The organism is Streptococcus cameli, from assembly GCF_053207365.1.
On sequence record NZ_JBRUIM010000001.1, the window covers coordinates 802,870 to 824,645 of the forward strand.

The 21,776-nt window shown below is 42.1% G+C and carries 18 protein-coding genes and 1 pseudogene; 14 read left to right on the plus strand and 5 right to left on the minus strand.

Annotated features, from left to right (window positions below; all coding sequences use genetic code 11):
• Positions 1–16 precede the first annotated feature (16 nt).
• The 5 genes from ACVR1I_RS04015 to ACVR1I_RS04035 all read left to right on the plus strand — a co-directional run bounded on the left by ACVR1I_RS04015 (position 17) and on the right by ACVR1I_RS04035 (position 6,962).
• Entirely contained in the window at positions 17–637 is a 621-nt protein-coding gene (locus tag ACVR1I_RS04015; protein WP_447442752.1) for a tetratricopeptide repeat protein, read from the plus strand.
• Between the two features lie 38 nt (positions 638–675).
• Positions 676–1,287, plus strand: coding sequence for a DUF1349 domain-containing protein (locus tag ACVR1I_RS04020; RefSeq protein ID WP_447442753.1), 612 nt, complete (start codon positions 676–678; stop codon positions 1,285–1,287).
• A 27-nt stretch (positions 1,288–1,314) separates the two neighbouring features.
• Entirely contained in the window at positions 1,315–1,485 is a 171-nt protein-coding gene (locus ACVR1I_RS04025; RefSeq protein ID WP_447442754.1) for a hypothetical protein, read from the plus strand.
• A 128-nt stretch (positions 1,486–1,613) separates the two neighbouring features.
• Positions 1,614–5,069 carry a pneumococcal-type histidine triad protein gene (locus ACVR1I_RS04030; protein WP_447442755.1) on the plus strand — a complete coding sequence of 1,152 codons (3,456 nt, stop codon included), beginning with the start codon at positions 1,614–1,616 and terminating at the stop codon, positions 5,067–5,069.
• Between the two features lie 111 nt (positions 5,070–5,180).
• Positions 5,181–6,962 (plus strand): glycerophosphodiester phosphodiesterase, encoded by a 1,782-nt coding sequence (locus ACVR1I_RS04035; RefSeq protein ID WP_447442756.1) that lies wholly within the window; start codon positions 5,181–5,183, stop codon positions 6,960–6,962.
• Positions 6,963–6,988: 26 nt separating this feature from the next.
• On the opposite strand, the gene ACVR1I_RS04040 is transcribed toward ACVR1I_RS04035, so the two are convergent.
• Positions 6,989–8,497 carry an ATP-binding cassette domain-containing protein gene (locus tag ACVR1I_RS04040; RefSeq protein ID WP_447442757.1) on the minus strand — a complete coding sequence of 503 codons (1,509 nt, stop codon included), beginning with the start codon at positions 8,495–8,497 and terminating at the stop codon, positions 6,989–6,991.
• A 241-nt stretch (positions 8,498–8,738) separates the two neighbouring features.
• On the opposite strand from ACVR1I_RS04040, the gene ACVR1I_RS04045 reads away from it, so the two are divergent.
• Entirely contained in the window at positions 8,739–9,224 is a 486-nt protein-coding gene (locus ACVR1I_RS04045; protein ID WP_447442758.1) for a P-loop NTPase family protein, read from the plus strand.
• A 29-nt stretch (positions 9,225–9,253) separates the two neighbouring features.
• On the opposite strand, the gene ACVR1I_RS04050 is transcribed toward ACVR1I_RS04045, so the two are convergent.
• A complete protein-coding gene (locus ACVR1I_RS04050; protein WP_447442759.1) occupies positions 9,254–9,994 on the minus strand; it encodes an amino acid ABC transporter ATP-binding protein in 741 nt (246 codons plus the stop codon).
• Positions 9,994–12,210: an amino acid ABC transporter substrate-binding protein/permease gene (locus ACVR1I_RS04055; protein WP_447442760.1), complete on the minus strand. Its 2,217-nt coding sequence runs from the start codon at positions 12,208–12,210 to the stop codon at positions 9,994–9,996. The genes ACVR1I_RS04050 and ACVR1I_RS04055 overlap by 1 nt, the downstream gene beginning before the upstream one ends.
• A gap of 162 nt (positions 12,211–12,372) precedes the next feature.
• Here ACVR1I_RS04055 and ACVR1I_RS04060 point away from each other — a divergent pair, with 162 nt between their 5' ends.
• From ACVR1I_RS04060 to ACVR1I_RS04085, 6 genes are all read left to right on the plus strand, one after another.
• The gene (locus ACVR1I_RS04060; protein WP_447442761.1) at positions 12,373–13,293 is read left to right on the plus strand and encodes a CPBP family intramembrane glutamic endopeptidase; all 921 of its coding nucleotides are present in this window, start codon (positions 12,373–12,375) and stop codon (positions 13,291–13,293) included.
• A gap of 63 nt (positions 13,294–13,356) precedes the next feature.
• Positions 13,357–15,348 carry an excinuclease ABC subunit UvrB gene (gene uvrB, locus ACVR1I_RS04065; protein ID WP_447442762.1) on the plus strand — a complete coding sequence of 664 codons (1,992 nt, stop codon included), beginning with the start codon at positions 13,357–13,359 and terminating at the stop codon, positions 15,346–15,348.
• Between the two features lie 105 nt (positions 15,349–15,453).
• Positions 15,454–16,131, plus strand: a complete 678-nt coding sequence (gene relB, locus ACVR1I_RS04070) for a type II toxin-antitoxin system RelB family anti-toxin (RefSeq protein ID WP_447442763.1) — start codon at positions 15,454–15,456, stop codon at positions 16,129–16,131.
• 6 nt (positions 16,132–16,137) lie between these two features.
• The gene (locus ACVR1I_RS04075) at positions 16,138–17,553 is read left to right on the plus strand and encodes a Y-family DNA polymerase (RefSeq protein WP_447442764.1); all 1,416 of its coding nucleotides are present in this window, start codon (positions 16,138–16,140) and stop codon (positions 17,551–17,553) included.
• Between the two features lie 2 nt (positions 17,554–17,555).
• Positions 17,556–17,915 (plus strand): hypothetical protein, encoded by a 360-nt coding sequence (locus ACVR1I_RS04080; protein ID WP_447442765.1) that lies wholly within the window; start codon positions 17,556–17,558, stop codon positions 17,913–17,915.
• On the plus strand, positions 17,908–18,213 hold the full coding sequence (locus tag ACVR1I_RS04085) for a DUF5960 family protein (RefSeq protein WP_447442766.1): 306 nt from the start codon (positions 17,908–17,910) through the stop codon (positions 18,211–18,213). The genes ACVR1I_RS04080 and ACVR1I_RS04085 overlap by 8 nt, the downstream gene beginning before the upstream one ends.
• A gap of 20 nt (positions 18,214–18,233) precedes the next feature.
• Here ACVR1I_RS04085 and ACVR1I_RS04090 read toward each other — a convergent pair.
• Both ACVR1I_RS04090 and ACVR1I_RS04095 read right to left on the minus strand, forming a co-directional pair.
• A pseudogene (locus ACVR1I_RS04090) lies at positions 18,234–18,887 on the minus strand (DNA/RNA non-specific endonuclease); the annotation flags it as partial.
• A 39-nt stretch (positions 18,888–18,926) separates the two neighbouring features.
• Positions 18,927–19,175, minus strand: coding sequence for a hypothetical protein (locus tag ACVR1I_RS04095; protein WP_447442767.1), 249 nt, complete (start codon positions 19,173–19,175; stop codon positions 18,927–18,929).
• Between the two features lie 182 nt (positions 19,176–19,357).
• Between ACVR1I_RS04095 and ACVR1I_RS04100 the strand changes: the two genes are divergently transcribed.
• Together ACVR1I_RS04100 and ACVR1I_RS04105 are read left to right on the plus strand one after the other, a co-directional pair.
• Entirely contained in the window at positions 19,358–20,842 is a 1,485-nt protein-coding gene (locus ACVR1I_RS04100; protein WP_447442768.1) for a phytoene desaturase family protein, read from the plus strand.
• Positions 20,835–21,692, plus strand: a complete 858-nt coding sequence (locus tag ACVR1I_RS04105; RefSeq protein ID WP_447442769.1) for a phytoene/squalene synthase family protein — start codon at positions 20,835–20,837, stop codon at positions 21,690–21,692. The genes ACVR1I_RS04100 and ACVR1I_RS04105 overlap by 8 nt, the downstream gene beginning before the upstream one ends.
• The last annotated feature ends 84 nt before the right edge of the window (positions 21,693–21,776 follow it).

Here is a 21,776-nt window from a genome sequence, read left to right on the forward strand (position 1 = left end):
GATGGTGAGGCCAGTTATGATTGAAGATATTTATGTAGCCTTTGACTTGATGGAAAAAGGACAGTTGCAGGAAGCCTTGTATTGGCTTGACAACTTATCCGTTTCAAAAGAAAGTCCCGAATATTTTGATTACCTCTCTGTGTACGGTTATGTCTATGCGGAGATGAAGGACTTTCTTCATGCCTACCAGGCTTACGAGGCCTACCTAGAAAAAGCCATCTCTGAAGGGGATGCCCGTCACCAACACATGGCCTATCACCAGTTGTGCATGGTCGCTCGTCTCAATCAGGAGTACACCAAAGCCAGAGATTACCTTGCCCAAGAAGAAGCCATAATCCAAGCCCATTTTCCGACAGATGCTCACGTTTGGTCCGTTCACCTGTATGAAGTTGGCTATATAGCTTACTTAATGGGGGACAAAGCTGACGCAGAAAAGCAGATGACAGCTAGTCTAGGCTATGCCTTGCAGACAGATGACCTCATTGCACAGGCCTGTTCCTACCGAGGCTTGGGAGAAATCCTCTCCAGCCCTTCTCATTTCGAAACAGCAAAAGATCTTTTTCAACAAGCAGGCGATGACATCGGTAGCCAAGAAATCGATGCCTTTCTACAACAGCTTGATGTAGATAGAAAATAAATCATTTTAACCAACTAAATTAGAAAGAATTGTTCCAGATGAAGATTGATACGAGTCATTTTTCTTGGATACGTAAACCAAGAGATTTCAGCATTGAGGCCAATCAAATTTCGATTACGACAGAGCCTCATACAGATTTGTGGCAGAAGACCTATTACCATTTTATCAATGACAATGCACCGGTTCTTCAAATGACAAGTCATGATCCTTATTTTAGTTTCGTAGTAAAAACTAGATTTGATGATGCCCATACGCGTTTCGATCAGTGTGGGATTGTTGTCTATTTGGATTCAGAAAACTGGCTAAAAGCTTCTGTTGAATATGAAAATGACCGTTTTCAACATTTAGGAAGCGTTGTAACCAATCAAGGTTTTTCAGATTGGGCAACCACAGAAATAGATGCTAGTATGAAAGAAATCTGGTATCGCTTGAGTAGACGGGAAGATGACTATCGTATTGAGTATTCATTGGATGGTCAAACCTTCCATCAAATGAGGGTTTGCCATTTGGCCAAAGGTGACAAGGAAATTCAATTTGGTATCTATGCCTGTTCGCCAGAAGAATCTTCATTTACAGCGGTTTTTACAGACATGCAACTGATGGAGTGCCAATGGCCAGCTCATGATGGTCAAGCACCAAATATGGATTGATTCTTTACCAATAGATGAGGTACGATTATGGGAGACAAACCAATATCCTTCAAAGACAAGGATGGAAATTTTATATCAGCAGCAGACGTGTGGAATGCGACCAAATTAGAAGAGTTGTTTAACCGTCTCAATCCCAATCGCAAGTACCGTTTAGAGCGGGAGCGATTACTGAAAGTACAAGATAATACAGAAGCCTAAGGAATTTTTCTTTAGGCTTTTTTCTTATTTTTGCCCAAATGGTTGACAAGTTAATTATTTAAGAGTAAACTATTTCTTGACTTATTACATAACTGGTAAATAAACCGGTTAAAAAACAAAGGAGTCTTATGAAAAAGAAATATATCATTAGCTCTGCAGCAGCCATTTTATTAAGTGTTTCGAGCTATCAGATGGGACGTTTTCACGAAAAAACGATTTCTGATGAACAGTTGATTGCAACCATTAAAGAAACGGTTAAAAAGGAAGTCCGAAAGCAGACACCTCATGTGGAACAAGTCAGTGCTGAAGACGACATTGATGCAGAACAAATCGTAGTGAAAATCACTGACAGTGGTTACGTCACTTCCCATGGAGACCATTTCCATTATTATGACGGAAAAGTGCCGTATGATGCTATTATCAGTGAAGAATTGGTCATGAAAGACCCAAGCTACGTTCTAAATGACAGTGATATTGTCAACGAAGTCAAAGACGGCTATATCATCAAGGTAAAGGGGCAATATTACCTTTATCTTAAGGATAAAAACAAGGCCAGCAATGTTCGTAGTAAAGATGACATCAATCGCCAAAAACATGGTCACTCAGCAGTTGCAACGCCAGCTGGCTCTCCTTCTGTTCATTATCAGACTAGCGATGGCTATGTCTTTGATCCAAATGATGTTATTGAAGATTTGGGCGATGGATTTTTGGTGCCACACGGTGATCATACTCACTATATTCCAAAATCACAGCTGACGTCTGCTCAGATTGCGGCAGCGATGGCTGTATTACAAGCGCGTGGTGCTAAAACGGCAGTGCCAGCACCGATTGTGCAGCCGATTGGTTACCATAAACCACCTAAAGTCAAGCAACCAACACCAACTAAGCGTGTTCCTGTTGCAGGTATCGATTATCCGACATCTGATGGTTTCTTGTTTGATGGAACTGGCATTCAGTTCCATACTGCAAGCGGGATTGTTGTAAAACATGGTCATCACCAACATTTTCTACCTTATTCTGGCTTAATTGGAACAAAATGGGCGTATCTTGTACCTGCTAGCTTTGGTGGCAATCCAACAACACCAAGTCAGCCAGCTAAGCCAGTTCCAACGAAACCGAGTGATCCAGCAAAACCAAGTGAACCTTCAGAACCAACTCCAGGTGATGAACCTGTTATTACACCTGAGATTGAGGAAAAATTAGTCTATCTCGCAAATCTTTTGGGCATCAAACGATCTAACTTGAAGGTGATGAATTCAGAAAAAGGATTGATTGCGGTTTGGAGACATGGAGACCATGATCATGTCTATTTACTTTCTGATATCGTAATTGGTAAGAAAATTAGTACAGGACACGATACACCTGAAGAAATCGAAGCTAAAAGACGGTATATTTCAGAGACCTACGGTGTTCCACTTGAAGCGATTAAAGTAAAAGATAACTTCTTTGTCTTTAACGAACCAACGCAACAATATGACCCAACCCATATTCATCCATTCCTGTTACCAAAAGACTTGGTAGAAGTTCCAGTAGTCACTGGCGATCCTGAGACAGACTTTGAAAATGAGTTACTAGCGATTGCCAAACACCGGGGCATGAAACCAACGGATATTCGGATTGAAAATGGCAAATTTGTTGTCCCTCACTTAGGACCTGGTCACGGACACACCCATTATTTGAATATCAAAGCCATAGATGGCATGAAGGCTTATTTGAGCAATAAACTTCCTGCCATTACAGGTGGTTATGTTTCAGGTCAATTTGATAAGGAAGCAGTCCTTGCTAAAATCAAAGAATTAGAAGCTGAAGCCGAGACGCTCTTATCTGCAACTAAACCAAAACAGTACCGTCGTGTGATGCAGGCTTTGACCGAATTCAAAGCTGGCTTAGATGAATTGGTAACCAATTCAACAGCAGGTTATTTGAAGATGTTAGAAGAATTCAGACAGACACAAATTTTAGGTGCCGCTTCTGAACTTCCTCCTGTCTCTAATCTAGATAAACTTTATTTTGCTTTATTAGATGACGTCCGTTCAGCTCATATTGCCATTACAGAATTTGACAAAAATCGTTTTGTAGAGCAAATCAATAAGGCCTATGAAGCAAAAAATGCAGCAGAATTGCACCGCATTCAATATGAATTGGCAGAATTAAAACGCTTTGATAGCCGAACAAACGTGACAGCTATTCAGTACTTGGATTACTTTACAAGCCATATTGCTAGCCCAGCTTTATCAAATGAATTACGTGAAAAAGTTGCGGGGCATATTGGTGAAATCTACCGGATTCTTGATCGAAAAATGATGGAGGGAGAAAGCTTCCAAACACTTGTCAAGAATTGGATTGCTACCAAGATTGAAATAGATATTGCCAAAGTGAAACGCCAACAATTTGAGGTAACAATTGGTCAGAACTACCAAGGTCTTTTAAATGATCCTCATGTTGTAAAATCGATTCAAAGTTTCATTAAAACATTCTCAGATGACTTTAATTATAACGGTTCTATGAAGGTACCGAATGCCGTTGTCGAGCCGTATGGTAAACCACTCTCTTCTGATGAGGAACCTAAGTTACCATTTGCTCCAGAAGAACCAATTGGTCCAACGCAACCAACACCAGATCCAGTTGTTCCAGTACAACCAGATCCTGTTACACCTGCGCCTTCCCCAACTCCTACTGAAGGTACAGTAAGTCAAACAGAACAAGAAGTGTTGATGAAGTACGTTTGGGATATTCAAGATCGCATTTTAGAAAAATATACTGGAAAAGATGAAGAGATTGGTTTAGAGCATATTGCGAATCTTATGTCGATGCTGGCTGCTATCCAACAAGCTAATTATGGTCAAAGTCTGGATCGTGAGACGTTTGAAACGATTAAGAAAGCCATTATCACTTATGCAACAAAAGCACTTGGTTACAGTGTCGACTACCCACAAACAAGCAGTCCAACACCTGCCCAACCAAATCCAACAACACCATCTCAACCAACACAACCTGTCAATCCAACACCGGCACCTTCTCCAGCTCCAACTAAAACGCCATGGACGCAAGAGGATATGAACGAGTTGCTGACGGTTACCCATACGATTCAGATGCAAATTGTTGACCACTTTGAAAAAGAAGAAGATCAGTATTTCCACATTGCAAAATTACAGGAATTATTGGCTCCAATTCAAGTCAATCAAGGACGTGACTTAAGTAAGGAAGACTTAAAAGCGATTCAAGCCTCAGTTGTTGCCTATGGAAAATCAGTATTAGAAGCTCCAGCTCAACCTACTCCAGCTGATGATGAACCAATAGAGGACGATCCATTTGGTGATGAGCCAGTTGATGAGGAACCAGAAGAGCCTGGTACACCAATGACTCCTGATGATCAAAAGAAAACAACTGATTTGACAACAGAGGTTTTCCAATTGATTTGGCAAAAGTTTGAAGACAAACCAGAGTTATTCAACCAATACAGTATGGAATTGGAAGTCATTATCCTGCCAATTAAAAATGGTGATCTTCTCTATAAAGAAGATTTGGAAACAATCAATCAAGAACTGCTCGCCTTAAAAGCAAGGATTGAAGCTCTTCAATAATCAACAAAACACTCTTGCATACCAAGAGTGTTTTTGATTCTATCAAATACTCCGTCATTTTGTGTCTAATTTTGGTATAATAATTCTATTAAATTAGATATGGAAGAAAACATGATACAAGAAATCCGTCATCTCATCTGGGAATCTTTAAAGAATGTCTACCAGAACAAATACCGTTACTTGCTAACCAGCGTTATTTTACAGATTTTTCTAATGACTGTTGGACGTTTTTCACTAGCTGTTGTATTTGATTTAGCTTTAGATACGGCAGGTTACACGAGTCTAACCAAAGACAATCTATTGGCTATTCTTTCACAAACAAGTCCGTTTTTACTCCTGATTTTATACGTTGTATTACTAGCCGCATTTATCTTTTTGGAGCTTAGTTGCTTGATTTTTATGGTAACTAGGACCTATCGACACTATGAATTTCGTGATTTTATTTATTCCGGTTGGCGGAAAATACTTTGGCTTTCTGGACCGCAAGTCTTGATTTTTCTGATTTATCTGTTGACCATGATTCCTTTTGAGAATTTGGGGCTAAGCTCACCCTTGCTCAGCAATATACGGATACCAGAGTTTATCACTGGTGAGCTTGGGAAAATGCCATTTGGAAATGTGCTTTACGCTGTCTTTCTAGCCTTTATTTTTTTCTTGAATGTCCGTTTGATTTATTTCCTACCTTTATCGGTTGTCAATGATGCGACTCCTTGGCAGAACGTGCAACAAAGTTGGGTATTGACTAAAAAACGCTTTTTAACCTTGATTCTATCGGTTGCTGCCATAATGGTATTTCTTACCCTATTAGGGATAGGAGTGACCTTTGTTTTATCCCTCGTATTTGGTTTTGCTGAGGGCGTAACAGATAGCTTGATTATCCAGACAATCTTTTATAGTCTTGTGAGAGGAATTCTCTATCTGATTCAATTTTTTGAAAAATTGATATTGATGGAGTTGCTGGTCCGCCATTTATTGAGCGAACACGAGCGTCATCCAAGCCGAAATGTTGTAACGCTAACAGATAGCCAAGCCAGACCTTTTCGCTATCCTAAGTGGAGCAAAGTCATTTTATGGGCAACAGTGATTATTGGATTGGTCTATAATGGAGTTCGCATGTATTTGTTGCAGACCAATACCGATATTGCACTCATTGCCCATCGGGGTGATGTTTCAGAAGGGGTGGAAAATTCAATAGAAGCCTTAGAGGCGGCTCATCAAAAGGGTGCCGATTTTGTCGAGATGGACGTCGTGATGACGGTAGACAAGCAATTTTTAGTGATCCATGACAATGATTTGAATCGTTTGGCGGAAAAAAATTGGCAGGTTTCTGAGAGAACGTTGGCTGAATTAGAAGGACTGCAGATTGCGCAAGATAGTTTTACCAGTCAGATTGTGTCTCTTGAGACCTATATTCAGAAGGCACAAGCCTTACAGCAGCCTCTCTTGATTGAATTAAAGCCTTATGGCCATGAGCCAGATAATTATGTGGATTTACTGTTGAAAGAGTTTAAACGTTTGGAATTATCCTCTGAACACAAGGTCATGTCTCTTGATTTGGAAATCATGGAAGAGCTGGAGAAAAAGGCTCCTGAACTAGAGACAGGTTATGTCATTCCTCTCCAATTTGGCTCTTTTGACAAGCATGGAGTTGATTTCTATGTGATTGAAGATTTTTCATATAACGACTGGGTGATGTGGAGTGCTGAACAACAAGGAAAAGATGTCTATGTTTGGACCATTAACGATGAATCACTGATGAGTAATTATCTACAAACACCAATCAATGGGATTATCACAGATGAATTAGACTTATTTAAGAAAAAAGAAGCAGAGCTTCGCAAGGACGATAGCTATTTTGATAAGGCCCTTCGTTTGCTCGAATTTCAACCTTAAAAGTTCCTCTTAATTGAGGAACTTTTTTATAATGATTGGGTATCAAGCTGTCGCTTCGTTAAGTGGTACTGTTTTTGACCAAGTTCCTTAATAAAAGCTCGGTCGTGGGAAACGCTTATGATGCAACCAGGGAAGTCAGCGAGCAACTGCCGAACCAAAGGTTGACTGGTTGGTGAAAAGTGCCTCGTCGGCTCATCTAAGATCAAGACATTGTGCTTGGATAAGACCATTTTGGCTAAGAACAGCTTGGCCTTTTGTCCCCCAGACAAATCGGCAACGGAGTGGTGTATCTCTTGACGGGTAAACTGCAGACTGGCTAGAAAGGTGCGGACTGTTTCTTCGCCTGCACAATCCGATAGAAATTCCAAAGCAGTAGCAGTATTGGGTAGGGCCTGTTCATAGTGTTGTGGCATATAGCTCACAGAAATATCCGTACGTTCCGACAATTCCTGATGGATTTTCTGAAGCAGCAGGGTCTTACCGATACCGTTTTGCCCAGTGATGACCAGTTTATCTTGTCCACAAATAGCCAAATCAATCTCTTGTCCAGTCGGTAGCTGTTTGTCTTGCCAATTCAGAATGAGTTTTTTAGCAGGCAAGGGCTCAATACCTGAAAAGAATAGCCGCAGGCTATCCATATCCTCTGGAATTTCTGTGAAGCCTTCCGCTTCTTTTAGGAACCGTCTTTCCTGTGATTGTAGGCTATGCATTTTTTTAGCTAGAAGCCGTCCAGCAGCACCATTTTTGGTATGTCTGAGTTGGTGTTCAACCCGTTGCTGAATACGGTTATTCTCAGTCATGCGCTTCTTGTGGTTTTCTCGTTCCTTGTTGGCCACTTGCAACTGCTTGCTAAAGCGTTCCTTGCGTTCAATTAGATAGTCTGCATAATTTCCATGAAAATAAGTCCATCGTGGTTCTTGTCTCTTCTTGACCAGTTCCAGATGCAGAATAGCAGTTGCAGCAGTTGTTAACAAGGTTTCGTCATGGGAGATAAAGAGAATGGCCTTATCGCTCTCCTCGATAAAATGCTCCAGCCACGTCACAGTCTCCAAATCTAAATCACTAGTCGGTTCATCTAAAATCAGGCAGTCAGGATTGTAGGCTAAGACTTTCAAGAGTTGGAGTTTGATTTTTTCTCCCCCTGATAGAGTGGCTAGTCTTTGCTGCTTTTCTTCAAAGGCTTCTATATCCAGTTGAAACATATCAGTATAACGATAAAACACTTGGAAATCAAAGCGCTCATAATCCATATCTTGGTAGAGGAATTCCGTCACCGTTTGCTCGGCCATGATTGTCGGTAAATTTTGTCCCAGATAACCGATAGTGGAAAAGTGATTGGTGAACTGTCCCTCTATCTGAACATAGTCTGTGATGGTCTCTGGCTCCACAATGGCCTTGATGAGGGTCGATTTCCCTGTACCTTCCTCGCCGATAATGGCCAACTTATCACCAGGGTGGACCATAAGGTCAAGCTCTTTGACCAGTGTCTTTAAATCCTTTTGATGGCTAATGGTTAAGTCTTGAATGTGTAGCATAAGTTGCCTCCTTTGCATGAAAAAAACTTCCTACCCTATCAAGTAGAAAGTTTCAAAAAGCATGCACAAAGAGACCAGACGTCCTGGTTTTTGATTAGATAAAAAGGCACACTAAAAAACAAACTTGATAAGGTCTATCCTAAGTTGCTTCTTAGTTGATCATGGCCCTCTTACCTCCTTATTTTCTCTCACTAGTTTAGCACTTCTTGAAAGGGCTGTCAAATGGTGGTATACTGAAACTATGAAAAAAATTATGGTAATTGGGTGTCCAGGATCGGGCAAATCGACATTTTCCCGTATCTTAGCTCAGAAAATGTCCCTTCCTTTGGTGCATTTGGACCAATTAAATTGGCAAGCTGATCGGACAATGGTTCCAGCAGCAGTTTTTTTGGAACGTTTACACTCAGTAGTGAATCAGGTCCAGTGGATTATTGATGGCAATTATGGAAATACATTGGAATTGCGACTGAAAGCTTGTGACACAGTTATTTTTCTCGATATTCCAGTTGAAGAATGCCTTGCTGGCATCAGAAATAGAATCGGGAAACACCGCCCAGATATGCCTTGGGTTGAAGTAGAAGAGGATCCAGAGTTGATGGACTTTATTCGCAACTTTCCCAATACTAGTCTCCCTCGTATTGTAGACTTTTTAGCCCAGTATTCTGATAAACAGCACATTGTCTTTTCAACTCGAAAAGAAACAAGCGAGTGGCTAGATAGCATATAAAAAAGGAACTCGGTGAGTTCCTTTTTGCTTTAGATATTCAAAACCTTATCTAAGAATTCAATCAAACGAGGGTGTTTTGGATGGTCAAAGATTTGTTCAGGTGTCCCATCTTCCAAGAATTCTCCACCGTCTGTAAAGATCACGCGGTTGGCTACTTGACGGGCGAAGCCCATTTCATGGGTTACGATCAGCATGGTCATGCCTTGCTGAGCCAAGTCTTTCATAACGTTCAATACGTCACCTACCATTTCTGGGTCAAGAGCGGATGTTGGTTCGTCAAAGAGCATGATATCAGGATTCATGGCAAGGGAGCGGGCAATGGCCACACGCTGTTTTTGACCACCTGAGAGGCTGTCTGGCATAGCATTAGCTTTATCTGCTAGACCAACCTTATCCAGCAATTCCAGTGCATGGCGCTCAGCGGATTCCTTGCTTTCTTTACCCAATTCAACAGGTGCAAATGCGATGTTTTCTAAGACTGTCATGTGAGGGAAGAGGTTGAAGTGCTGGAAAACCATACCGATATTCTCACGCGCCTTGTCGACATTGGTTTTTGGATCAGACAATTCGTAGCCATCGACGATGACTTTTCCGCTGGTAATGGATTCCAGCAAGTTGAGGGTACGGAGGAAAGTTGATTTTCCGGAACCAGAAGGACCGATGATACAAACGACATCCCCTTCGTAGAACTTGGCATCAATCCCTTTTAAAACTTCGTTTTTTCCATAGTATTTGTGTAAATCTTGGACATCAATTTTTAATTCTGCCATTAACGGCCTCCTTTTTCCAATTTACGGGCAAGACGTGTCAAGAGTGTGATAACCACGAGATAAAGAATGGCCAAAATCGCATACATACGGAATGATTGGTAGTTCCGTGCGATGATGATTTTCCCAGCTTGGAAGAGCTCGATGAGTCCGATAGCGGAGATAATGGTTGTATCTTTTAAGGTAATCACAAATTGGTTGATAAAGTTTGGCAACATGAGTTTTGTTGCTTGTGGAAGAATGATTTTCTTCATGGTCGTTCCGTATGGAATACCCAGACTGCGTGAGGCTTCCATTTGACCCGCAGGAACGGCTTGGATACCACCACGAACGATTTCAGCGATGTAGGCACCCGAGTTTAGGGATAGGGCAATGACCCCTGCTACAAAGTCGTTAATCGGACTTTGTTGACCAGTTAGACTTTCGATAAAGTTTGGAATGCCCCAGAAGATGAAGGCTGCCACAATCATCAATGGCACACCACGCACCACGTCGACAAAGACAGATGAGAGGATGCGCAAGCCTTTCACTGGGCTAACAGCAAAGAGTCCAAAGATAATCCCGATGACAATGGCAATCGCAAAGGAGATTAAGGCAAGGGCAACTGTTGTACCCAAACCAGATAACAATTGGCGGTAGTTGTTTTTAATTAAGCCAACAATGGTTGTTTCATCCGCAGTAGCTGTATTGTTTGTTGTTTGGTCTTCTGAACCAAAATAGTTATTGACAATGCTATCATATTGACCAGATGCAACGACAGCAGCAAGACCGTTGTTGAACATCTCAATCAATTCAGGATTGCTGCCTTTTTTCACAGCAAAACCATATTCACCAGATTTTTCACCAGCAACTGGTGTATCAAAGTTACGGCCTTGTTGAATCGCGTAACGAAGGACGGCTTCATCGTCCATCAAGGCATCGATAGAACCGGAGTTCAAACTGTCATACATACCTGACGCTTCATCAAAAGCTTTTAGGGTATAGGCATATTTGCTGGCATTTTCTTCTAAGAACGCGTAAGATGAGGTTCCGTTTTTGGCCCCAACGGTTTTCCCTTTTAAATCTTCATAAGACGAAAGATCGCTGCCTTTTTTGACTGCTAAGAGAATGTTGGAAGTGTAGTATGGGTCAGAGAAATCAAATATTTCTTTACGGGCATCGGTGATAGACATCCCTGCAATTACCGCATCCGCTTGTCCAGCTTGAACAGCATTCAAGGCAGCATCAAATCCAGGATTTTTGATTTCAAGGACAAAACCTTGTTGTTCTGCGATGGCTTTGATCAACTCCATATCAATTCCGACATATTGACCGCTGTCATTTTGGAATTCAAATGGGGCAAAAGAAGAGTCTGACACGATGGTGTAAGTTGGCTTGATTGCAGTTGCTTTGGCACTTGCATCTCCTGTCAATACCAAGCTATCAGAATAGTTTGGTGAAGAGGCTGTTGCTTTGTCAGTGCCAAAATAGGTATTTAAGATGGTTTCGTATTTTCCAGTTTCTTTGAGCTCTGCGAGGCCCTTGTTGAACATTTCAATCAATTCAGGATTGCTGCCTTTTTTAACGGCGAAACCATATTCACCAGATTTTTCACCAGCAACTGGTGTATCAAAGTTACGACCTTGTTGGATCGCATAGCGAAGAACAGCTTCATCGTCCATCAAAGCATCGATGGAACCAGAGTTCAAGCTATCATACATACCAGAAGCTTCATCAAAGGCTTTTAAGCTGTATCCATACTTACTGGCATTTTTTTCTAAGAAAGTATAGGAAGAAGTTCCGTTTTTGGCACCGACGGTTTTTCCTTTTAAGTCTTTATAAGAAGCTATGTCACTTCCTTTTTTGACAGCTAAGAGGATGTTTGACGTGTAGTAAGGATCAGAGAAATCAAAGATTTCTTTGCGAGCATCGGTAATGGACATACCCGCGATAACACCATCGGCTTGTCCAGCTTGAACCGCATTCAAGGCTGCATCGAAACCAGGATTTTTAATATTGATGGTAAAACCCTGTTGGTCAGCAATGGCTTGAATCAATTCCATATCGATTCCGACATATTGCCCAGATTCATCTTGGAATTCAAAGGGGGCAAAAGAGGAATCCGATACGATAGTATAGGCGTTTTTAAGAGGTGTTGCTTTGGTTTCTGCCGAAACTACTGAGAAACACATGAGTAGTGGCATTAACAAGACCACTAATGACAATAATTTTTTCTTCATGTCAAATCTCCTTCTAAAATGTATGTAAATGAGTATAGCACAAATTTTCTGAACAATCAACATTGATGTCACATCTTCTGACATTTGGATGGTTTTTTGAAGAATTGCAAAAATCAAAGAATTTCGTTACAATAAAAGGTAATAAAGAGGAGAGAGTAGAATATGAAAAAAAGAATGTTAGAAGCAGTCAAACCACAAATCAAATTGCATCCCATTTCAGCTTGGCTGTATGCGCTCTTAACAGTTATTTTGGTGATATTAATCCTGGATGTTGGTATGCTAATCGGAAATTGGACCCTGTATCCAATGATGATGTCATTGCCGTCTGAAATCATTCAGTGGCTCATGTTTACGATTGATCCAATTTTCATGCACTTACTCTTGTTTGCGATTCCATCTGCCTTAGTGATGATTTGGGTCAAGCTGGCAGAGAAACGTTCTCCTGTCACCCTCGGTTTTTATAAGGAAGGGGCTTTTCTTGAACTATTAAAAGGATGGGGGATCGGCGCTCTATTGATGGGCAGTGTGGTTGGAATCCAAGTGTTGACAGGTAGTATTCATTTACAAGGACTTAATTTCTCAGCTGCGAATTGGATAAGTTTTCTATTGATCATTCCTTTTTGGTTAATCCAAAGTGGGACAGAGGAATTGCTAACCCGTGGTTGGCTCTTTCCAGTCGTTTCAAAGAATACACGTTTATGGGTTGGAGTAGCTGTTTCCAGCCTCTTGTTTGCCCTCTTGCATGCCGCAAACCCATCTGTTTCCGCCATTCCTTTGGTAAACATTGCCTTATTTGGCTTGTTAGCTTGTCTTTATGTGTTGAAAACTGATAATATTTGGGGAATTTCAGCTATGCATGCAGCCTGGAATTGTTTCCAAGGGAATTTCTTTGGCCTAAATGTTAGTGGTATGCAACCCGCCTATGCTTTTATGCAATTTCAAAATGGAGACGTTCCAGATTATTTATCCGGTGGAGGTTTTGGACCAGAAGGCAGTATTTTCTCTTCACTTGTCATGGGGATTTACATTCTCTATTTAGCGTGGTCTCTTTATAAGGAAAAGAAAATGAAACATGAAAAATGATTGGGAAACCAATCTTTTTTTATGGATATGGTAAAATAGAAAAAAGGAAGAAGAGGATAGATTATGATTGATCGCACTAGTAGTAACCAATTTAAACTGGTTTCCAAATACGAGCCTTCTGGTGACCAGCCACAGGCCATTGAAACACTGGTTGACAACATTGAAGGGGGCGAAAAAGCCCAGATATTACTTGGGGCAACGGGGACCGGTAAGACCTATACCATGAGTCAGGTCATCCAGAAAGTTAACAAACCGACCCTGGTTATCGCCCACAACAAAACCTTGGCCGGTCAGCTCTACGGAGAGTTCAAGGAATTTTTCCCTGACAATGCTGTTGAGTATTTTGTTTCCTATTATGATTATTACCAGCCAGAAGCCTATGTTCCTTCCAGTGATACCTACATCGAAAAAGACAGTTCGGTCAATGATGAGATCGACAAATTGCGGCACTCCGCCACCTCCAGCCTTTTGGAACGAAACGACGTTATCGTTGTGGCTTCGGTTTCCTGTATCTACGGTTTGGGTTCTCCAAAAGAGTACGCAGACAGTGCGGTGAGTTTACGTCCTGGACAAGAAATTTCCCGGGACCAACTCTTGAATGCGCTGGTTGATATCCAATTCGAACGCAACGACATTGATTTTCAACGGGGACGCTTTCGTGTTCGCGGTGATGTAGTTGAAATCTTTCCAGCCAGTCGAGACGAACATGCCTTTCGGGTAGAGTTCTTCGGAGATGAGATTGACCGCATCCGTGAAATCGAGAGTTTAACAGGTAAAAGTCTCGGAGAAGTGGAGCACTTGGTGCTCTTTCCAGCGACCCACTTTATGACCAATGAAGAGCATATGGAGCAGGCCATCAAAAACATCTTGGACGAGATGGAAGTCCAAGTCAAACTCTTTGAAGCAGAAGGTAAGCTGATTGAAGCACAGCGGATTCGCCAGCGGACCGAGTACGATGTCGAAATGCTGCGGGAAATGGGTTACACCAACGGTGTCGAAAACTATTCCCGTCACATGGATGGTCGAAAAGAAGGCGAGCCCCCTTACACCTTACTGGATTTCTTCCCAGAAGATTTCCTCATCATGATTGACGAGAGCCACATGACCATGGGGCAGATCAAAGGCATGTACAATGGTGACCGCTCCCGTAAAGAAATGCTGGTCAATTATGGGTTCCGCCTCCCTAGTGCCTTGGACAACCGTCCGCTGCGCAGGGAAGAATTTGAAAGCCATATCCACCAGATTGTCTATGTATCGGCAACACCCGGAGATTATGAAAACGAGCAAACAGAGACCGTTGTGGAGCAGATTATTCGGCCGACTGGACTACTCGATCCAGAAGTGGAAGTTCGCCCAACTATGGGCCAGATGGATGATCTCTTAGGAGAAATCACTGTCCGAGCAGAAAAAGGCGAGCGGACCTTTATCACCACCTTGACCAAAAAAATGGCCGAAGATTTGACTGATTACCTCAAGGAAATGGGGGTCAAGGTCAAATACATGCACTCGGACATCAAGACCTTGGAGCGGACCGAGATTATTCGAGACCTGCGCTTGGGAGTCTTTGATGTCTTGATCGGAATCAATCTCTTGCGAGAAGGAATTGATGTGCCAGAAGTTAGTCTGGTAGCTATTTTAGATGCAGACAAGGAAGGTTTCTTGCGTAATGAACGCGGCTTGATTCAGACCATTGGACGGGCCGCTCGAAACAGTGAGGGCCATGTGATTATGTATGCCGATAAGGTGACAGATTCCATGCAACGGGCCATGGACGAAACTGCCCGCCGTCGGGAAATCCAGATGGCCTATAATGAAGAGCACGGCATTGTCCCACAAACCATCAAGAAGGAAATCCGTGACCTGATTGCCATCACCAAAGCAACCGAAGGTGAAGTAGCGGAACCGACCGCAGACTACGGCACCATGAACAAGAAAGAACGGCAAGAAGCCATTAAGAAACTCCAAAAACAAATGCAGGAAGCAGCTGAATTACTGGACTTCGAATTGGCAGCCGAAATCCGCGACCTGGTCTTGGAATTAAAAGCAATGGATTAAATAGCAACAGACAGAAGATTTTCTGTCTGTTTTTTGATTGACAAAAGACAGTTATTTTGATAAAGTTTAGTTATAACTAAACTTATAAAGAAAGAGGAAAATGCCATGTTTTCGCCAGAAAAATTAAAAGAACGCCGCAAACGGCTTGGATTGACCCAGCAAGAGTTGGCCGACCAGCTGCAGGTGAATAAATCCTCTATTTCCCATTGGGAGCATGGGACGACAGTTCCAAATCAGAAAAATATACAAGATTTAGCAGCGATTTTGCAACTGACAAAAGAAGAATTGGAAGAGCATAGCGAGTTGACATCCATTTACCGAAAATTGCAGCCAGCCAATAAAGAACGGGTGGTAGGATACGCCCAGGACCTATATGCCGAACAAACAGCAACCGTGCAGTTATACAGTATTAAGGTCTTACGGGACATCAAACTCTCAGCTGGTCACGGGGAAGTTTTTTACAATGAGCACGATACAGAAGAAGTCTTTTCAGATGTAGATTATAGCTATGATATTGCAACTTGGATCCAAGGGGATTCGATGGAACCTATGTACCTATCTGGAGAAGTTGCCTTGATTAAAGCAGACGGTTTTGACTATGATGGGGCTGTTTATGCGGTTGTCTGGTATGGCCACACCTACATCAAACGTGTTTACCGAGAGGAAGATGGACTTCGATTGGTGTCGGTCAACCCAGCTTACCCAGAAAAATTCGCTTTTTACGAAGACGAACCTAGGATTGTTGGAAAGGTCATTGGCCATTTCAAACCCATCGAAGGGTAGTGCACAATGGGCTACATTGATTATACGAGAGAACCCAGGTCTGATATAGCCTTTATCGATATGAAGAGTTTCTATGCCAGTGTGGAGTGTGTTGAAAGAGGCTTGCATCCCTTACGGACTTCTCTGTGTGTCTTAAGTCGATCAGATATCACTTCAGGTGTCATTTTAGCCAGTTCTCCTATCTTCAAACAAGTCTTTGGGAAAAGCAATGTTTCTAGGACCTATGACCTTCCCTTTGATATTCGGACTCGGAAGTTTTCTTATACCAATGCCCGGAAACAAGGACTTCCGACAAGTCCAGATTTTGTCCGTTATATTGAATCCTGGGCCAAACGAACCTATATCGTTCCGCCCCGTATGAATCTCTATATCCAAAAAAATGTAGAGATACAATCCATTTTTTTGGACTATGTTTCCCCAGAAGAAGTACTGCCTTATTCTATCGATGAAGGCTTCTTAGATTTGACCTCTTCTCTTAACTATTTTGTCAAAGACAAGTCCCTGACACGACGGGAAAAATTGGACCTGGTCTGCGACCGGATCCAGCATGCGATTTGGCGAAAAACAGGGATTTATTCAACGATTGGGATGAGCAATGCTAATCCCCTGTTGGCTAAGTTGGCCTTGGACATAGAAGCCAAGAAGACCTTGACCATGCGTGCCAATTGGTCTTATGAAGATGTGGAGGAGAAGGTCTGGGGCATTCAAGAGTTGACGGATTTTTGGGGAATTGGCTACCGCACGGCTAAGCGGTTGAATCGCTTGGGGATTGGAAACGTCAAGCAACTGGCCAATAGTAATCCGGATACCTTAAAAAAAGAGTTTGGGGTCATGGGGGTGCAACTTTGGTTTCATGCCAATGGTGTGGACGAAAGCAATCTGTCCAACCCCTATAAGCCTCAATCGACTGGGATTGGCAATTCCCAGATTTTGCCACGAGATTACACCGTTCAAACAGAAATTGAATTGGTGATCAGAGAGATGGCAGAACAGGTTGCGATTCGATTGCGTAGGGCCAGAAAGAAAGCGGGGAACGTCTCCTTGCACATTTCCTATTCGAAAACAGAAGGATTGGAATCTCTACAAGGGCAAATGCAAGTGGACCCGACCAATCAGACCAGAATCTTAAGCCACCACCTGATTCAACTTTTTCGAGCCAAATACGAGGGTGGTGCTGTCCGGCGGATTGGTGTTCGTTATAGCCAGTTGGTGGATGAATCCTATTCTTTGATTTCCCTCTTTGACGATACCGAAGCACTGGAGAAAGAAGAACGCCTGCAATCGACCATGGATCACCTGCGAAAAGACCATGGTTTTCTATCCATCATGAAAGCTAGTGCTTTGTCCAGTGGGTCACGCCTGATTGCACGTTCAAAACTAACTGGTGGACATTCTGCCGGTGGATTGGATGGTTTAGAGTAACGATGTACAGAGAATATTTACCCTTTGCTTCAGCTAGAGAATTTCAAGATAGGGGCATGGCCAAATGGATGGGCTTCTTTTTATCGGAGCATACCAGTGCTCTTGGAGAAAGAAAAAGAATCCTACCACACTCTCTTTTCGATTGGTCTAGTCAAGAAGGCTTGCTCTTGTTAGGTCAATTGTATGCTAGCCAGAGCAATTGTCAACTGGACTATGTTCGTAATAAGGAAGTCTACTCCATCAAGGGTGTGGTGACCCATTTGGAGAAAGATAGTGTGATGATACGGGATGAGCATTACCACCGTATTTTACTCGATGAAATAATGGAGATACGGTTAGTGAAAGAGGGAGCAGATGGATAGAACCTTTCAACAAAATGAATTGCAATTGGATTATTTTTCAGCCAGTTATGGCCGCTTTGAAGATGACTTCTACAAGTATTCAGACCTCACTATCCCCTTAACCTTTTTGACTGACGACATCTTATTGACCATGGCTCGTTCGCAAAAGAATTATTTTAAGCTCAACAAAGAAAATGCCCGAGACAAACGAGACCATTATTTTCTTTTTAAAGTCAGGACTAATAAGGAAGTACCGCTTGTTCGCATCTACGAATACCATTCGGTCTCCTTACAAGAGCCAAAGCAAATCACTCCCTGAGCATTCAAGGAGTGATTTATTTATTCTTTACCGGTGTGGCGTTTACCCATGGCTTTTGCCTCTGCCTCGCTTACCTGGATTACATTGTCCCAGTTGGTGCTGGCAGGCATGTTGTCCATAGAGTACCAATAGACTTCGGCTCGACCATTACGAGCAATGTAAACTGTATCTTGTAATGCACCAGGTGCGACTGCTGGGTCTTGCGCAGCAACTTGTTCTGCAAACGCTGCTCGATCCGCTTGGACCTGAGCAGAATCTACCGTTCCCCTAGCCCGACCGCTGGCATAGTCAATATGAGCATTGGGAGAGTAGTTGTCTACGGTCACCACTGTCACTCCATCTTGATTGATGGATTCTCGCCCACCACCAAGTCGGATTTCCAATTTCCGACCATGGTCATCCATGCCAAAATAGGCCAGTAAAAAGCGATTTGGAATCAGGTCATGACCAGCATAAATTGGATAAACCGCGTAATCTAAATAATAGTTTGGATGGAGAGCGAGCCAGTTGTCTAGTCGTTTTTCATAAAACAGCATGCCTTCAGGATTACCAGCATCCATTCCACTGTAGTTACCGGAATTAGCCCAGGCTGTCATAGGGGATAGATTTCGAGCTTCATTGTCCAAACCTGAAAATTGGAAACCAATGAGGTGACCGCGGTTCATCAACCAAGCTTTTTTTTGACCATCCCCATAATAGAGCTTGTAGTTGTGTCATCCAGCAGGATTATAGGTCAGTCTCTCACTACGTTTCCAGTCCGGTTGTTCGGATTCTTTGAGCCGAATATGGGCCATGCCAGCCCGTCCTAAACCATCAAGTGGACTCAGCTCCAATGTATAACGAGGGCTATAATCCGTTTTCGCTTGGACCTGATAGGGATGTCCAACTGGAGCATAGAGAACTGCTAAAAGAGTTGTAAAAACAAAAGAGAAACGAAGCCAGTAAGAAGGCAATTTTTTCATGCTAAAAACTCCCTTTAATGATTTTGTTAAAACGTTTTCATCATATTTATTATACTATATTTTTGTACTATAAATCAAATTAAAATAAGGAACAAAAAGCGAATAATTCTTATAAAAAAGCAGGATTCGTTGAGAAAAAACAGGAATTAAAGTAAAATAGACAAAACAGAAATGGAGAACACATGAAAAAAATTATCGTTATTGGAGCAGGTGTTGCGGGCCTAGCAGCAGCCATTCGTCTACAACACCTTGGATACGATGTCCATATTTATGAGAAGAACAACAAACCTGGTGGAAAAATGTACCAGATTGAAGAAGAAGGGTTCCGATTTGATGTGGGCCCAACCATTGTTATGATGAAAGATATTTACGAAGCCGTCTTTTCATTCTGTGGACGAAAGCTCAGCGACTACATTGACTACCAACAAGTTGAACCTATGCTGACCCTGCATTTTGATAAGGACCAGGCCTTTCCGCTTTCAGGGAATTTCCCTGCCTTAATCCAACAATTGGAATCTATCTCAGAAGAAGAGGCCCAAGGCTATATGGCCTTTTTAGCAGATATTTACAAACGCTACCTCATTGCAAAAGAGCATTTTATTACCAAATCCTTTCGGAGTCCCTGGGATTTTTACAATCCTAAAACGCTGTACCATGCCTTGCGCCTACGAACCTTTGACGATGCCTATAGTTCAATCTCAAAGTTTGTAAAGGATGACCGGTTGAAAAAGTCATTGGCCTTCCAAACGCTCTATATTGGGATTTCTCCGTATCAAGGGCCATCTCTTTATTCCATCATTCCCATGATTGAGCTGTTTTATGGCATTTATTATTTCAAAGGTGGCATGCACGCCTTTGCCAAAGCCATGGAAACCCTCTTTTATGAACTTGGTGGAACCATTCATTATGATGCCAATGTTTCAGAAATCATCGTAGAAAACAAACAAGCAAAGGGGATTCGACTTGGAAATGAAATCATTACAGCGGATACAGTGATTTGTAATGCTGATTTCCCGCATGCCATGGTTCATTTGTTGCCGGATCCTAAAAATCGTGGCAAGTATAGCAACCAGAAAATCAATAAGATGGAGTACTCATGTTCTTGTTTCCTACTCTATTTGGGTGTAGACAAAGAATATGATGTCCCTTCTTTACACAATATCTACTTTGCCCAAGATTTCCAAAAAAATGTCAACCAACTATTTGAAGATGGGCAATTACCAACCGATCCATCTTACTATGTTTACAGCCCAAGTACACTAGATGACAGCCTAGCACCAGAAGGTCACCAAGTCCTCTACGTTCTAGTTCCAGTACCAGAGTTGTCTCTTTTCCAAGACTGGTCAGTTGAGACCATTCAAGCTTATCGACACTTGATTTTGGAAAAACTCATTCAAGAAGCTGGGTTTGATGATATTGAAGACCATATTGTATATGAAAAAATCTTCACACCAAAAGATTTCCAAGTGCAATTTAATGCCTACAATGGAGCGACCTTTGGATTGAAACCGACCCTTTTCCAAAGCAACAATTTCCGGCCACAGAGTAAATTTAAAGCACTTGATAATTTGTATTTCTGTGGTAGCAGTACCCATCCCGGAGCAGGTGTACCGATTGTGTTACAAAGTGCCCAATTAGCTGTGGAGGAATTTCTAAGAGATGAATAAGGCTTTTCAAGACCATAAAGCGGATTTTTTCGCCTGTCAGGAAATTATTGAACGTGAATCCAAAACATTCTATGCAGCCTTTTCCCAATTGCCCAAACAGGATGCCTGGAGTGTCTATGCAGTATATGCCTTTTGCCGCAAGGCGGATGACCTGATTGATGAAGCAAAAGCCCCATTGGCCTTAGAGCAATTAAAAAAAGAATTGGCAGTATTTGAAAAAGGCCAAACACCAGATAACTTCATGTGGCGAGCCTTGCGAGTTGTCTTTGACCAATACCCAATGGATTTCAAACCCTTTTATGATATGCTAAAGGGTCAAGAGATGGATGCAGCCTTTGTCCAACCACAAAACCAAGAAGAGCTGGCTACTTATTCCTACTACGTTGCTGGTACGGTTGGACTGATGCTCTTGCCGATTATTTCGGATGATCCTACAAACTACCAAGAAGAAGCCAAACAAATCGGTGAAGCCATGCAGCTCACCAATATTTTACGGGATGTTGGCGAAGATAAGGAGAAGGGGCGTATTTATCTTCCCCGGGATAAAATGTTAGCTTACGGAGTTGATCCTGATTTTCAAGGCTTAATGGTGACGGAAAACTTTATTTCCCTGTGGGAAGACCAAGCACAACGAGCAGAAAAGCTCTACCAAAGTGGTTTGTCTTTGATGAAAGCCATCAAGCCAGGAGCGCGTTTGGCCTTACTAGCAGCCATCTATTTTTATAGAGCCATTTTAGATGCCTGTCGTCAGGCTGATTACCAAGTATTTACCAAACGCCATTCCGTTTCCAGTCTAGAAAAAGCCAAATTACTATTGAAAGTCAAAGAAGATTTGAAACAATATAAATAGGAAAACCATTCGCTAGAATGGTTTTTTGCTACCTCATTTGTAATAAGAATATACGTTTCACTACAGAAAACAATGTACGTCTTA